The organism is Pedobacter steynii, assembly GCF_900103665.1.
In the GTDB taxonomy this organism is placed as follows: domain Bacteria; phylum Bacteroidota; class Bacteroidia; order Sphingobacteriales; family Sphingobacteriaceae; genus Pedobacter; species Pedobacter steynii.
Genome location: NZ_FNGY01000001.1, coordinates 847,776 through 862,481 on the forward strand (window position 1 = coordinate 847,776; position 14,706 = coordinate 862,481).

Sequence of the window (14,706 nt, forward strand, 5' to 3'; positions counted from 1 at the left end):
GAGCTGCTCCATCTTTGTGTTGTCATTAATCATCACAAAAAGCAACATAAAATGAAAGCAATCCTATTAGAAAAAAACGGGGAACCGGAAGTTTTGACGATTCAGGAAATCGCAGAACCTACCACTACAGCAGGCGCAGTAAAAATAAAAATTAAAGCCTTCGGATTAAACAAAATGGAGTCCTACAAAAGACAGGGGATCATGGGGCCTGTTACCCAGCCAACGGTTTTAGGAATTGAAGCTGCGGGAGAAGTTGTGGAAGATAAATCCGGCAGATTTAAGATTGGTCAGAAAGTAATCACGATGATGGGCGGACTAGGCATGACCCGTCAGGGCAGCTATGCGGAATATGTGGTATCACCTGCCGATAATGTCCTGGCCATCAACAGCAATATTTCTTACGAAGAGCTTGCCGCAATACCGGAATCATTTGGTACTGCTGCCGTGGTTTTGGATAAGGTTTTAAAAGTAGCTGCCGGTGAAACGCTATTGATAAAAGGAGGAACCAGTGCCGCTGGTGCTGCGGCAATCCTTTATGCCAAATTTAAAGGCGTTAAGGTCATTGCAACGACCAGAGATGCCAACAAGTCTTTCCGTCTGAAAGAACTTGGCGTCGATTATATCATTGTTGACAATGGAAATGTTTCAGAAGAGGTACGTAAGATCGTTCCGGATGGGGTAGATAAAGCCCTGGATATTGTAGGTGGAGCAGGTATTCTGGATACCGTTGCCGCAGTAAAAGCCTTTGGGGAGCTGACGGTTATTGGTTTGTTGGGCGGTGCACCTGTCCTTGAGAATCTAAACATCATGAGTCAATTGGGACAATCGGTGAAACTCAGTTTTTCATTAAGCGGACTTTTAGGTTCTAAAGCCTATCCCTTAACAGAAACACCATTAAATCTTATTGCAGAACAGGTCGCATCCGGTAAAATGGCTTCTTTAAGAACGGCCACCTTTGCTTTCAACGAGATTGCAGCAGCACATCAGCTCATGGACAGCAATAAGGCGAATGGTAAAATCGTGATCACCCTGTAAATAACCAAGCACATGATTAGGAAATCAATTTTATTGCTCAGTCTGCTCATGACAGCAGGTTTAGCCAATGTCAACGCTCAGTATAAAAAACAATTAAATCACAACACTAAAAAAACAATCAAAATGGAAACCGCAAAAACAGCAATCGAAAAACTACTTTTTAATTATCAGGATGCCTTAAATGCTTCGGATGTGAACAAAGTATTGCCCTTATATACTACAGATGGTGTATTTATGCCTCAGGGAGGTCCTTCCGCGATTGGTCAGGAGCAATTAAAAGGGGCTTATGAATATGTGTTCAAAAACCTGCAATTGAGCATCAGGTTTCAGATTGATGAAATCGTGATCGTCAATGAGGATTATGCTTTTGCCAGAACAATATCGAGAGGAACACAATTGATTCATGCTACCGGTGTTAAAGGAGAAGAAGAGAACAGAGAACTGTTTGTTTTGCAGAGAGCGAATGGCGAATGGAAAATTAGCCGGTACATTTTTAACAAAATGAAATAGGTTAACCAGGACTAAAATATGGGAAGCTGTCTGAGCATTCAGGCAGCTTCCTTTGTTTTGAAAGAAGGGCATAAGATGGTGTTTTCCTATTGATTTGGGGGATTTAACCAGATTGTCTGCTGTTAACAGAAAATAAAAAATATTTCAAAACTGGCCCGTATTTCTTTATATCTTTGGTTTTTTAAATTTTCATGCTACCCATCCATGAGCGTTTTATTTGTGACTGACCTGAAGATTTTAATCACTGATGATCATCTGATTATTCAGCAGGGATTAGGGTTTATTATTAAAGATTTTTTAAATAAAGCGCGTATCAGCTATGCGAATTCGGTAAATACTACCTTGCTTTCCTTAAAACATGAAAGCGTAGATTTGTTAATTCTGGACATTAACATTCCCGGAGGTAATAATTTTAAAATGATTGAGCAGATCAGGGAAATTCAGCCGGATATCAAAATTTTGCTTTTTTCCGCATATGAAGAACGTACTTATGCTTTAAGGTATCTTAAGGTAGGCGTAAACGGATATCTTGAAAAAAGCGCTTCTGAAACTGAAATAAGAAAGGCCGTTTCAAGAATTCTGACAAAGGGTAAATATTTTAGTCCGGAGATTCAGGACCAGCTGTTTGATACTTACGACCGGCATAGCCCTTCCAAAAATAAGCTGGAACAGTTGACAAACCGGGAAATTGAAGTGGCAAGGTATATCATCGACGGAGAAGGAACCAGCAGTATAGGAGAGAAACTGGCCTTACAGGTCTCAACCATCAGTACGCATAAAAAGAATATTTTTGAGAAGCTGAGGATCTCTAATGTTTCAGAACTTATTGACGTTTTCCGGCTTCATACGGATGAATAGCCCTATAATTTACAATATATTTTTTATCTTTGCGGAGCAATAAAAAAACACCCTTAGCTCATGTAAAATCTAATTTCTTTCAGAAAAATACGTAGACCCCAGACCAGGAGATTCTATAATTATTCATTTTAAAAGAAAGGAATTATGATTATTCTTCAAGACATTACTTATTTACATCCCAATAGGGATTTATTGTTTGCTGATTTAAACCTCATCATCAATAAACACGATAAAATCGCTTTAACAGGCAATAACGGCGCAGGAAAATCCAGCCTTTTGAACATCATCGCAGGAAACGCAGTCCTCTCAAAAGGACAGGTCAAAACAGATTCCAGGCCCTGGTATGTCCCGCAGATTTTTGGTCAGTTTAACGACTATACAGTTGCCCAGGCTCTTCAGATCGAAGATAAGCTGCAATCCTTAAAAGAAATTCTGGATGGGCATGTCACGTCCGAAAACCTTGCCTTGCTGGACGACGATTGGGCCATTGAAGAGCGCTGCAAAGCGGCCTTTGCACATTGGAAACTGGATGAGGTATCACTCAGTCAGAAAATGGAAAGCCTTAGCGGCGGACAAAAAACAAAGGTGTTTCTGGCAGGAATCCGCATTCATCAGCCTGAAATCATTTTATTGGATGAGCCGAGCAATCATTTGGATTCGCTCAGCAGAAAGCTACTTTATGAAGATATCTTGTCCAGCAGAAAGACTTTGCTGGTGGTGAGTCATGACCGAACGTTGCTGAACCTGCTAAACATTGTTTTCGAGCTCGACAAAGGGGACATTACCATTTATGGTGGTAATTATGACTTTTATGCGGCACAAAAGGCCCTGGAAAGCGAGGCTTTGAATCAGGCATTGAAAAATAAGGAAAAAGCATTTCGAAAGGCAAAAGAAACGGAAAGAGAAGCTGTAGAACGGCAGCAAAAGCTGGATGCCCGGGGAAAGAAAAAGCAAGAGAAAGCAGGCGTCCCTACCATTTTCATGAATACGCTTAGAAACAATGCGGAGAAAAGTACTTCAGGTATGAAGGCTGTTCATGCAGAAAGAACAACTGCAATTTCAGAAGAACTGACCCGGTTGCGGAAAGAATTGCCCGGTATAGATAAGATGAAAATGGATTTCGACAGTTCCACTCTTCACAAGGGGAAAATATTGATCGCAGCACAGGAATTGAATTTTGGATATCATGATCAGCTGCTGTGGAAAGAGGACTTGAATTTTCAAATCAAAAGCGGCGAACGACTGGCGATCAGAGGAGGGAACGGCTCGGGCAAAACCACTTTGATAAAAATGATTTTAGGGCAGCTGGAGCCCCAATCTGGGAAAATGGAACGGGCTGGTGTTCAAAGCATTTATGTGGATCAGGATTATTCCTTAATTGATCCTGCGCTTCAGGTTTATGAACAGGCACAGCAGTTTAACCCGGGAGCATTACAGGAACATGAAATCAAGATTCGCTTAAACCGGTTTCTGTTTACAAAAGAGGATTGGGATAAACCTTGCAAAGCACTCAGTGGCGGAGAGAAAATGCGGCTGATGCTGTGTGCTTTAACAATTAGTAACCAGGCCCCGGACATCATCATTCTGGACGAACCGACCAATAATCTGGACCTTAAAAATATAGAAATCTTAACTGCTGCGCTGAATGAATATGAGGGGACGCTTCTGGTGGTTTCTCATGATGACTATTTTTTGAAACAGATTCATGTAGCTCATTTTATCGATCTCGACGAACAGGCATAAAAAGAATAGCATACCGATCGGTATTTTCGCTATCTTTGAATCAAACCTTCGGCCCATTGCAAAGAGATTCAACAGTAACACATGCCTTTATACTTGAGAAAGTAGCCCCGATATTCAATAAAAAAGGTTATTCGGGGACCACACTTAGCGATCTGACCCAGGCAACGGGGCTGACTAAGGGGGCACTTTATTTTCATTTCAGGAATAAGCAGGACCTCGCCATTCAGGCCTTCAGGATGAATGTAAAGCGGATGATCAATCCGCTTTCCGCAAAAATGCAGGACTGTACTACTGCCCTGGAAAAACTTCAGGTAATGATCAGTTATTACCGCGCATATTATGAGGTGGTAGATGAGGAGGGGGGATGCCCGATACTGAATATGGGGACGGATGCGAATAACAACAATCCCGAATTGTTTGAAGCCGTTAAGGCGGTTATCATTAAACTGGAAACAAGTATTGTAGAACTCATCCTATCGGGCATAACCGAAGGTGGGATAAAGCAGGATACAGATGCGGTAGCATTTGGAAAAAACATCTACTGTATGATTGAGGGCGGTGTTTTTATGGCGGTTACCAATAAAGACCGTAGCTATTTAACGGGGATGATGGACTTAATAGAAAGCCTTTTAAAAGAAAAAATGAATAGTTAAAATTTTTTGTATAGTCACATACCGAACGGTATGTATGTGGAGTGTGCTGGAAAATCAATAAACAACACGAAAAAAATAATTACATACTGATGAAAAAAGTATTATCGAATACCAGAAAAGTAAGGTTTCAGGACTGTGATCCCTTTAATCATTTAAACAACGCAAAGTATCTTGATTATTTCATAAACGCCAGGGAAGACCAGTTGCTGGAAGACTATGGAATGGATGTATTTGGCCTGATGGCAAGCCAAAAGCTGAGCTGGGTAGTTTCTTCCCAGCAGATCGGCTATTTCAGGCCGGCAACGGCTATGGAAAGCATTAGCATTGAGACCCAGCTGATTGCTTTTGATTCCAAAAATCTTGTTGTGGAAATGAGAATGTATGATGAAAATAAAACCAGGTTAAAAGCTTTACTCTGGACGCGGTTTAGTCATTTTAATCTTGTCCTTCAGAGATCTGCAGAACATTCTGAGGAATTGACAGAATTATTCAGAGAAGTATTGCTCCCTGTTGAACAGTCTGATTTCGAGGCGAGACGTACTTACATTATTCAGCAAAAAAAGGAAGCTAAATAAAGGCAAATCGTCTTTTTTTTAAAATAAAATGCAGAAGTTCGCCTCTTTAATCAATTGAAATGAGTAATACAAAAGGATTTACAACGACCATTCTTCATTCAGACCGACTTTCAAAACCAGAATTCGGAGCCATACATCAGCCAGTTCATAATGCCGTAACCTGGGGATACGATGATGTACAAGGCCTGGTAGACGTTTTTCAGAATAAAGCCAAAGGATATGCTTATTCCCGTCAGGGGAATCCGACAACTGCGGCGCTTGAGCATAAAGTATCACAAATGGAGCAGGGAATTGCCACAGTTTCTTTTTCTACAGGAATGGCTGCGATTTCTTCTACGATCCTTGCTTTGATGAAAGCTTCTGACCATATCATTGCCAGTTCCTACCTTTTTGGGAATACCAGGAGTGTGATGCAGACTTATATCGACATGGGCCTGGAGATTTCTTTCGTGGATTCAACCGATGCAGAGGAGATCAAAAAAGCTTGTCGTGAGAACACCAGGATGGTGTTTGTAGAAACGATTGCAAATCCGGCAACTCAGGTGTCAGATCTTGGAGCAATCGGCGATTTTTGTGCTGAAAAGAAACTGATTTATGTAGTGGATAATACGATGACTTCTCCTTATTTGTTTCGTCCGGCGACGGTAAAAGCAAGTCTGGTGATCAATTCATTGACCAAATATATTGGTGGTCATGGGAATGCATTGGGTGGTAGTGTAACTGATACCGGTTTATTCGACTGGCTTGGCTTCCCTAACATTGCCCCAATCATACGTGAGCAAATCAAACCGGCAATGCAGGGCATCACTCAAATCAGAAAAAGAGGTTTAAGAGATGGGGGAGGAACACTTTCTCCGGAAGCAGCACACAGCATTTCTGTAGGTGCGGAAACGATTGCTTTAAGACTGGACCGCGCCTGCAATAATGCAGCCGTATTGTCTGAATTTCTTAACAATCACCCTCTGGTGAGTCATGTTTACTATCCCGGACTGAAAAGCCATCCTCAGCATGAACTGGCTTCCGGCCTGTTTCACCGTTTTGGGGGATTAATGAGTTTTACATTGGTAGATGGAGTGGATTGCCTGGAATTCCTGAACGAATTAAAACTCGTGATTAAATCAAGTAATCTCGGAGATACGCGTACGCTTGCGATTCCGGTGGCACAAACGATTTTCTTTGAATTGGGCCAGGAAAAACGGGATGAAATGGGAATCCCAGATTCGATGATCAGACTGTCCGTTGGGATTGAAGATATCGACGATTTAATAACGGATTTTAGTACCGCATTTTCTGCATTCGGTTAGTTTGTGTATTTTTAGTGCATTAAATTTATTTTTTATTGGGTAAAACTGATACCGAAAATAGATAGATGTAATTGAAATTAACGCAAATAACTATGAGAATGAAATTTCTGCCGGCAGCTCTTTTAATGTTGACAACCCATTGGGGAATGGCGCAAACGAATCATTTCCCAGCAACGGGGAATGTTGGTCTTGGAACCCTAAACCCGCTATCCGCCTTAGATGTGAAAGGTGATATCTTAATTTCAAATGCTGATATCCCTATGGGGCTGAGTACGGAGGTATTGGGTACCACGCCTTTGTTAAATATGAGCGTCAATTTCAGGCATAGTAATGTCAATCTCGGTTATTTAGGGGCTGCCTTTAGAATTGATAGCAGAGCTTCCCTGAGTGTCCCTTTATTTCAATGGCTGAAACGTGATGCTGCTCAAAACACAGATGTGATCATGATGAACCTGAGTGCTTCGGGTAATTTAGGAATTGGAATAATGAACGCTACAGAGAGATTGGCTGTAAGTGGTACGATTAGGGCTCAGGAGATTAAAGTAGAAGCGGCCAACTGGCCGGATTATGTGTTTGAAAAAGACTATAACCTGAGGCCTTTAGCCGAAGTTGAACAGTTTGTCAAGTTGAATAAACACCTTCCTGATATACCTTCTGCGAAGGAAGCCGAAGCAAATGGTGTCGCATTGGGGGAGATGAACAAGTTGTTACTTAAAAAAATAGAAGACCTGACTTTGTATATTATTGAACAGGATAAAAGGATTTTAGCGTTGGAAAAATCTAAGGAAAGATAATCGTTCAGCGATTAAGTGACCACCTCAAAAAGCAGCTTTGGATTCCATAGCTGCTTTTTGCTTATTAGCACTTTCGGCCAGTCATCATGGGCAGTAATTTCCTATAAAAATTTGCTTTCCCGGAGCGTTTCTCTTTTGCTTTTATAGTCTTGAGGAGCAAGGCCCATTATTTTAGAGAACATTCTTGAAAAATAGTATTGGTCGTCAATGCCAAGCGCTGCAGCAATTTCTTTAATGCGGAGGTCCGTAAACTGGAGATATTGACAAGCCTTTTGTATTTTAATGTGATTGAAGTATTTAATAGGGGCAAATCCGGTTTGTTCTTTAAAGAGCGCAGAGAAATGCGAAGATGATAAATTAACGGATTTAGCGACCTCTGCTAAAGTGAAGGTAGCATGCAGGTTTTTTTGCATGTATTCAATGGAAAGGTCTATCGGATTTACCATGATCTTTTTTGAGGAATAGTTAAATTTATCATCAAAAATAAAGGAGGATAAAAAATGCTGGAAGCTCGTGTTTACGTAACAGAGGTTATCTGTGCTATAGCCCCGCTCGAGATTCAGATAGATGTCGTCAAACAGCTTTATTCTCGATTCATTAAACTGTACAAAGCCTTTATAATTTTTCTGTCGCCTGAGCAATAAGGCAATCAGCGGTTTTACAAGATGCCCTTTGAAGTGTGCCCAGTAAATCGTCCAGGGGTCATTCTTATCAGAGGCATAAGCATGTGCTTTTTCTGCCGGAATGATGATGAAGTTCCCCGAAAGCAGGGAATATGGCGTTTTTTCAATCTGGACTTCTCCCTTGCCGGCAGTACAGTAAATCAGGATGTACTGATCAATACCATGGTCGCGTTCCCGGTAATGGAATTTGGCTTTTGGGTAAAATCCGATATCTGTAATGTAGATTCCGGACAATAAAGGGTTGGAAACGCAGCTTTTTGAAATAATGGATCTGGGTAACATAATCGCCTTTTGCCCATTAAAGCCCTCTTTTTTCTTAATTTCGGTCGTATCAGTTTCCATATCAGCTCGGTTTCTGAGTGTGAATTTATACAGAATTTTTCTAAGATTGGTTTAGGCTTTCATAAAGCGTTGCCCGGGAATGTTTAATGACTGGACCAACGCCGTTTAATATCGTGCGGATCGTGTTCGTTATCGAATATATTGACTTGTTTATATTGTTGAATTGTAGGGTATTAATGTTATTTTGGCCTTTGGCATAGGCAAGGCACATTAATACCACTAAACAGAGATGTATATACAGGAAATTCAGGTTGAAATAAAGAGCAAGGCCGATAAAGACGAGATTTTTGAGGAAATGAGTTTCCTGACCCACTATTATCGCGGTAACGGACAAAGTCAGGGTCGGATTGAATCTCAATATATTGCGGGAAGCAAAATCATTTGTCTTCCATTCACATTGGAAAAGGACTCATTAGACCGCAAGTACAATAACTTTTATACGGATCGGCAGCGTGAAAAAATAGAACAACTTTGCGACACTAAAATTCAAATCAAAACGGTCGGGAAGACGTGTGAGACCTATAATTCGGCCTGTAACTGTAAAAAGAGTGATTTCTATATTTTAATTACAAACTACATTACGATTGAATCTCCAATATGCTGCGGGACTTGTCATCAGTCAGTTCCTTTATATCGGCTTCCTAAATATGCTGACCATGGTTATGCGCCAATTCTAAGCTGGGAAAGTAATTATATTTCCTGTGATACTTTACAAATGAATTGTGAGGTTGGGGAACGCTGGGCTTCAAACCAAATGGAAGATTTAAAATCGACATTGACAAAACAGGGGTTGAAAATTTGCAGAACATTGGAAAGTCTTACTCATACGCCGGTCTATTATTACTTACACAATTACTCGAAATATAAAGGAGATGAGCTGAGCAGAACTTGCCCGGGTTGTAACAGCAATTGGGGACTTCAAGCACCACTACATGACCGGTATGACTTTAAATGTGATCAATGCAGGTTGGTGTCCACCCTTTCGGGTTTTTCATAACAAAATATTTTGCTGTGCTCACTTCATCAACACGAACAGGATGAAAAGAATTGCAGATATATTCACGATCAGAGAGAATATAAAAAATGCAATTGCATCATTTCTTGTATTTTTTCCTTTTCTGATCCGAGGGGCGAGCCGATCAAAAAAATCAGGTTCTCTATCTTCCATGGCGATAAAGATATAGAAATTACCACGTATATTGTATGTTGTTATGGACTACAAAACCTATCAGCCAAACCCAGGATTGTCAAACTATGTCAGATGTTACTGGACATTGGAAGCTCCAAAAGAGAAGGCTCCTGAAAAGCAGCGTATCGTACCTGATGGTTGTATGGAAATGATCTTTCATTATGGCGATCTTTACAGGCAATACCTTGATGGAAGCACAGTTCTTCAGCCCAGATGTTTTGTTTTTGGGCAGGTCACACAGCCCTTGGAGATCGTACCAACCGGCGAAACCGGAGTCTTTGCGGTTCGTTTTTTACCTGAAGGTTTCGCAGCTTTTGCTACATTTCCTGTTGGTGATATGGAAAACAGAGCGGTTCCTTTGCAGGAGTTGTTCGCTGAGGAAGGTATCGATCTGGAAAAGGAAATATTAAATGCATTAAACACCGAAGAACGCATTCAATTGGTAGAAAGATTTTTGTTGCATAAACTCATCACACCTGAATCTGTTCATCAGATTGTAAGGTCTGGTGTAGCCGCAATGATGAAGTTAAAGGGGCAAGTTTCTGTCGATGAGCTGACGGATAATTTAAAGATCAACCGGAGGCAATTGGAACGGAAATTTTCAATAGCAGTAGGACTGAGCCCTAAACAGCTTTCTAAGATGATCAGGTTGCAATCGGTGTTAAAAATAATGGCAGATCCGCAATTTACTAGCCTTACCAGCATTGCTTATCAGGGAGACTATTATGATCAGGCACATCTTATAAAAGATTTTAAGGAGTTTGCTGGAATGAGCCCCAAGAAGTTTTATTCAAATAACCTTAAAATGTCTTCCTTATTTTCGGGAACGGACTAGCTTGTCGCATTTTTACAATTTTGAACCTTTATATTATAGCAACTTTATGGCATGAAAACATTAATAACCTTATGTATGTTGGTTGGCTTCAGTTCTTTTATCACAAAAGACCGGCTAAACGGACTTGGTTTTTTACGGGGAACCTGGAAAGCAGAAAACAAAGAAAACTATGAAAGCTGGAAAGGGATAAACGATTCCCTGCTGGAAGGAAGCGCTTATAAAATGAAGGCCGGGCAAAAAGTGACCACAGAATATTTTTCTATAAAAGCGATAGCCGGAAAAATTGTTTATCAGGCCACAGTACCGGGTCAAAATAACGGGAAAACCATTGATTTTGAGCTGAACAAAAGCGGGAAAAACAAATACTCATTTGAAAACCTGTCGCACGATTTCCCTAAAAAAATCCAATACACCAAATTAAATGATACGACCGTTTTTGTGGAGGTACTGGGGGAAAATGACAAAGGCTTTTCTTATAAAATGATGAAGCGTAAATAAGGCCATTTAAGCCCTCAGCATTTTTTTGATCAGGGCAATCTGTCCCAAATGGTAATGGGTATGCTCTATAATTCCATGGATATTTCTATAGTAAATCCCGTATTTTTCTTCCTCAAAATATTCCCAAAGCCGGTGTTCCGGTAATTGTTCTATCAGATCCGCGAATTTTTCTGCATCGGCCAGCGCTTTGTTTTTCAATTCTTCCCAGTCTTCCTCTGAAGAGATGGCGGGATGGTTAAAGCTATACTCATCTTTAGCATCGAGTTGTTCTCCCTCCAAAACCTTGAGGACGGCGCTTACATAATAATTCACGTGATAGACGAGTGCGGCAATGGTATTGAGGCTTTGAACTGGCGTGATTGCCTGTTGCCAGGTTACATTCGCCATGTTGTCCTTTAGGTTGGAGCAAGTCCAGTTTCCTCCGAAATGAACTTCTCTGAAGTGTTTTGCAATTTGTGCGGTCAGCTTCATAAGCGGATTTTTTTTTATTTTTTCCAGGGCAGTTGTGGATTCGGGTTAGGCATTTTTGGAAGGATCTCACAAATGATCCCAATGATTTGTTCCTCAGTTACTTCAATGACTTGATTGGTAACCATCCCTCTGACCCTTTCATTTTGTCCATAACGCTGATCAGCGATGGCAAAAGGACCAAAACCAACAGCAAGCTCATTGCGCTCAATTTCTCCATTGATTTTTTGAACCACATCATCTGCAAAGCGGCCATTGACCTTTAGGTTTTTGCAAATGATGGCCGAGACGGGCAATAAAGTCATCTCTCCAACGGGCACGATGCCTTTTTCTAAATCGGCTCCACTGGATAGAGAAAGATTCGGTTCCGCGGAATTTTTGTCCATACGCCAGGCATTGCTGGAGAGTACCAGAGGTTTGAGCCATTTTCTTTCAATGTGGATTTGCTTGAGCTGACATTCTACTTTTACTGCAGTTTCCTCCATTTTTAAAAAGGATTGCTGGTTACGATCACTTTGCTTATTGGAAAGGTTGAAAATGCCAAAGGAAGGATCCAGATCTCCCGTTAAACCCGTCAATCCCGATTTGCGTTGTTGATCAAGGTCCTGCTGGTCAAAGCTGAAAGCGCTCCAGCCGGAATTCTCAAACCAATACTTGTAGTTGGGGTAGAAGTCTGTTAACTGAAAAACAGCTCCTGTATTGGTGGTATGCTGCCCATTTTGAAACTGTTCCCCTGCCTGCTTCCAAAAATTGGCTGCATCTAAGGGCTGGTATTCCTTTATGATGGCTAAACTGAGTTCCACCTGATTTTTACGACCTCTTGCAATCCACTTGTTCACGGTTTGTTCATGTTTTATCATCAGCGTTCTCGGTATTTTTGCTCCGCCGTTTTCCTGAGTTGCTTTGGCGCTTAGGTATTCCAGTTGCACAGCGTCATAGGCGTATTTGTGAACCTGATATTCCTCGATATATCGATCATATTGCATTTCTGCCTCTCTTAACTTAGCCATTCGTTCAGGTGTTCCGGTGTTGGCCGGACTTTCTTTATAATTCAAAATGGAATTGTACACTTCGGAGATTTTCCTGCCTTTCTGTTTTTCAACCCAACTGAATTCAGGAACCTGTTCAACAATCGAGGAAAGAATTGCTGCGTCTTCCAGTTTTACGCCGGGATTCAGGCCGGAAGGAAGAAACTTGCCAGGATTGGACATCGTGAATAGGTGTGTACGGGAATTTTCAATCAGGGAAACAGAGAGTTTAGCATAAAGCTTTTCAAAAAAATCGGTATTCCAGTTTTTCATATTGTTTTGATGAAATCGACAGCTGATTTGTGTATACAGCTGCCAAGAGGTTAAATAATGATTGAAATTAATAAAAAGGCAGGAATTTATTTTAAATCTTTATATTATATTGGGCTTGCTTACTATATGAAACAAGATGACGCCAATTGCCTGAAATTCATCCGCAGTCAGTACAAGACCGAGCGAATAGCGCTGTTAAGGAAGAATTCATGTCATTCATCTCTAATCTTTTAATCAATTTAGTGTCTGTATTTTTTTCTTTCAATACTTTGATTAGTTTTGCGCCCAATGAGAGTAGTCCTGTTTTTCGTCTTCCTGTTTTCCCATTTGCTCAGCAAGGGGAGTGACCTTCGTACGGGGACACATCATGCTCCTATTCCTCATCATCATTCTGTGAATTCCTGCTCACATCACAGGCTTGCTAAAAGCGAATCTTTCAGTTTTGCAACTGCAGATCTGGACATGACTGAAATTGAAGAGGCCGAAGTAGACGAGGAACACTTCAATGGAGATGACGTTTCAAATTCACTCGTAAACCAGGCTTATCTTTTATGCGATAAATGGTATCTGAGCTTCTTTCCTTCTTTAATTCCGGAGGATGACCACAAGCGATTTAAATCTTTTCCACCTTTCTGCGCTGACAGTGCTCCGATTTACATCAGACAAAGAGTCTTAAAGATCTGAGAAACCACATACATCGGTTAACAAAATTTTAATGACACATATCTGCTGGATTTATCCGTAGGCATGATGATGGCTGTTCCAGCCTTCCCAACCGGTGTTTTTTCATTTATTCGCTTAACTCCCCAATTAATATCATGAAGAAAACAATCGTGTTCACGGCTGCTATTGCCTTGTTGAGCCTTGCCAGCTGTACCTCAAAAAAAGAAGAGAAAAAAGAAGACAGCAAGTTTACCACCACCAGTCCTTTAAAAACGGATACTTCCTTTACCAAGGAATATGTTTCGCAAATCCGTTCTGTCCGTAACATTGAGATCCGGGCGCAGGAAAAAGGATACCTGCAAAACATTTATGTAGATGAAGGCCAGTCTGTAAAAGCAGGTCAGCTGCTGTTTAAGATCATGCCTAAAGTGTATGAAGCTGAATTGCGGAAAGCGCAGGCTGAAGTTAAAGCTGAAGAGATAGAGTTGAAAAACGTCAAACTACTGGCCGATAAAAATGTAGTTTCCAAAAATGAACAGGCGATGGCTCAGGCTAAGCTGGATCAGGCGAAAGCGGAAGTCTCCCTGGCCAAACTCCATTTGTCATTTACAGAAATCAGGGCTCCTTTTGATGGAACCATAGACCGGATTCCTTTGAAATTAGGAAGTCTTGTTGATGAAGGCGCATTACTAACCAGCCTTTCTGATAACAGTCAGGTATTTGCCTACTTTAATGTTTCTGAACCGGAATATTTAGAATACCAAACCAATATCAAAGCACGTGCTGACAATAAGGTAAGCCTTTTACTGGCTAACAATGAACTTTTGAAAGACAAAGGAAATGTAGAAGTAGTGGAAAGCGAATTCGATAGTGAAACAGGTAACATCGCTTTCAGGGCACGCTTTCCTAATCCAAACAGGTTGTTGAAGAATGGAGAAACCGGAAAAATCCAAATGCTTGTTCCCCTCAGAAATGCATTGATCATCCCTCAGAAAGCGACTTATGAGATCCAGGATAAGATGTATGTATTTGTGGTTGGAAAAGACAATGTAGTGCATTCCAGAAACATTATTATTGCTGCAGAAATGCCTGATATGTATGTTGTTGGCAGCGGCCTTTCTGAAACCGACAGCATTCTGCTGGAAGGCGTTCAGAAGGTAAAGGATGATGAAAAGATCAAAAGCGAGCACCTTGCGCCTAAAGAAGTTCTTTCCCGTCTGCGCTTAAAAGCAGAATAAGCTGTCCAGTTTGGTAT

The 14,706-nt window shown here is 40.9% G+C and carries 16 protein-coding genes; 13 read left to right on the top strand and 3 right to left on the bottom strand.

Annotated features, from left to right (window positions below; all coding sequences use genetic code 11):
* Positions 1-51: 51 nt before the first annotated feature.
* The 8 genes from BLQ87_RS03465 (at position 52) to BLQ87_RS03500 (ending at position 7,472) form a co-directional block, all read left to right on the top strand.
* Entirely contained in the window at positions 52-1,035 is a 984-nt protein-coding gene (locus tag BLQ87_RS03465; RefSeq protein ID WP_074604717.1) for a zinc-binding dehydrogenase, read from the top strand.
* Positions 1,036-1,047: 12 nt separating this feature from the next.
* Positions 1,048-1,545, top strand: a complete 498-nt coding sequence (locus BLQ87_RS03470; protein WP_083361661.1) for a YybH family protein — start codon at positions 1,048-1,050, stop codon at positions 1,543-1,545.
* A 204-nt stretch (positions 1,546-1,749) separates the two neighbouring features.
* Positions 1,750-2,403, top strand: a complete 654-nt coding sequence (locus BLQ87_RS03475) for a response regulator transcription factor (RefSeq protein WP_074604718.1) — start codon at positions 1,750-1,752, stop codon at positions 2,401-2,403.
* Positions 2,404-2,547: 144 nt separating this feature from the next.
* Positions 2,548-4,146: a ribosomal protection-like ABC-F family protein gene (abc-f, locus tag BLQ87_RS03480; RefSeq protein ID WP_074604719.1), complete on the top strand. Its 1,599-nt coding sequence runs from the start codon at positions 2,548-2,550 to the stop codon at positions 4,144-4,146.
* Positions 4,147-4,202: 56 nt separating this feature from the next.
* A complete protein-coding gene (locus tag BLQ87_RS03485) occupies positions 4,203-4,799 on the top strand; it encodes a TetR/AcrR family transcriptional regulator (protein WP_074604720.1) in 597 nt (198 codons plus the stop codon).
* Positions 4,800-4,888: 89 nt separating this feature from the next.
* Positions 4,889-5,374, top strand: coding sequence for an acyl-CoA thioesterase (locus BLQ87_RS03490; RefSeq protein WP_083361682.1), 486 nt, complete (start codon positions 4,889-4,891; stop codon positions 5,372-5,374).
* A gap of 59 nt (positions 5,375-5,433) precedes the next feature.
* Positions 5,434-6,678: a cystathionine gamma-synthase family protein gene (locus BLQ87_RS03495; protein ID WP_074604721.1), complete on the top strand. Its 1,245-nt coding sequence runs from the start codon at positions 5,434-5,436 to the stop codon at positions 6,676-6,678.
* Between the two features lie 92 nt (positions 6,679-6,770).
* The gene (locus BLQ87_RS03500; protein ID WP_143010321.1) at positions 6,771-7,472 is read left to right on the top strand and encodes a hypothetical protein; all 702 of its coding nucleotides are present in this window, start codon (positions 6,771-6,773) and stop codon (positions 7,470-7,472) included.
* Between the two features lie 101 nt (positions 7,473-7,573).
* On the opposite strand, the gene BLQ87_RS03505 is transcribed toward BLQ87_RS03500, so the two are convergent.
* Entirely contained in the window at positions 7,574-8,497 is a 924-nt protein-coding gene (locus BLQ87_RS03505) for an AraC family transcriptional regulator (protein WP_074604723.1), read from the bottom strand.
* A 229-nt stretch (positions 8,498-8,726) separates the two neighbouring features.
* Here BLQ87_RS03505 and BLQ87_RS03510 point away from each other — a divergent pair, with 229 nt between their 5' ends.
* The 3 genes from BLQ87_RS03510 to BLQ87_RS03520 all read left to right on the top strand — a co-directional run bounded on the left by BLQ87_RS03510 (position 8,727) and on the right by BLQ87_RS03520 (position 11,019).
* Positions 8,727-9,494 (top strand): DUF2310 family Zn-ribbon-containing protein, encoded by a 768-nt coding sequence (locus BLQ87_RS03510; RefSeq protein WP_074604724.1) that lies wholly within the window; start codon positions 8,727-8,729, stop codon positions 9,492-9,494.
* A gap of 214 nt (positions 9,495-9,708) precedes the next feature.
* Positions 9,709-10,521 (top strand): helix-turn-helix transcriptional regulator, encoded by an 813-nt coding sequence (locus BLQ87_RS03515; protein WP_074604725.1) that lies wholly within the window; start codon positions 9,709-9,711, stop codon positions 10,519-10,521.
* A 51-nt stretch (positions 10,522-10,572) separates the two neighbouring features.
* Positions 10,573-11,019, top strand: a complete 447-nt coding sequence (locus BLQ87_RS03520) for a DUF6265 family protein (protein ID WP_143010322.1) — start codon at positions 10,573-10,575, stop codon at positions 11,017-11,019.
* A 6-nt stretch (positions 11,020-11,025) separates the two neighbouring features.
* On the opposite strand, the gene BLQ87_RS03525 is transcribed toward BLQ87_RS03520, so the two are convergent.
* Positions 11,026-11,490, bottom strand: coding sequence for a DinB family protein (locus BLQ87_RS03525; protein WP_074604727.1), 465 nt, complete (start codon positions 11,488-11,490; stop codon positions 11,026-11,028).
* A gap of 14 nt (positions 11,491-11,504) precedes the next feature.
* Complete coding sequence (locus BLQ87_RS03530) at positions 11,505-12,788, bottom strand: hypothetical protein (protein WP_074604728.1); 1,284 nt, start codon at positions 12,786-12,788, stop codon at positions 11,505-11,507.
* Between the two features lie 288 nt (positions 12,789-13,076).
* Between BLQ87_RS03530 and BLQ87_RS03535 the strand changes: the two genes are divergently transcribed.
* Both BLQ87_RS03535 and BLQ87_RS03540 read left to right on the top strand, forming a co-directional pair.
* Complete coding sequence (locus tag BLQ87_RS03535; protein ID WP_074604729.1) at positions 13,077-13,472, top strand: hypothetical protein; 396 nt, start codon at positions 13,077-13,079, stop codon at positions 13,470-13,472.
* A 134-nt stretch (positions 13,473-13,606) separates the two neighbouring features.
* Positions 13,607-14,689 carry an efflux RND transporter periplasmic adaptor subunit gene (locus tag BLQ87_RS03540; protein ID WP_074604730.1) on the top strand — a complete coding sequence of 361 codons (1,083 nt, stop codon included), beginning with the start codon at positions 13,607-13,609 and terminating at the stop codon, positions 14,687-14,689.
* Positions 14,690-14,706: the final 17 nt, after the last annotated feature.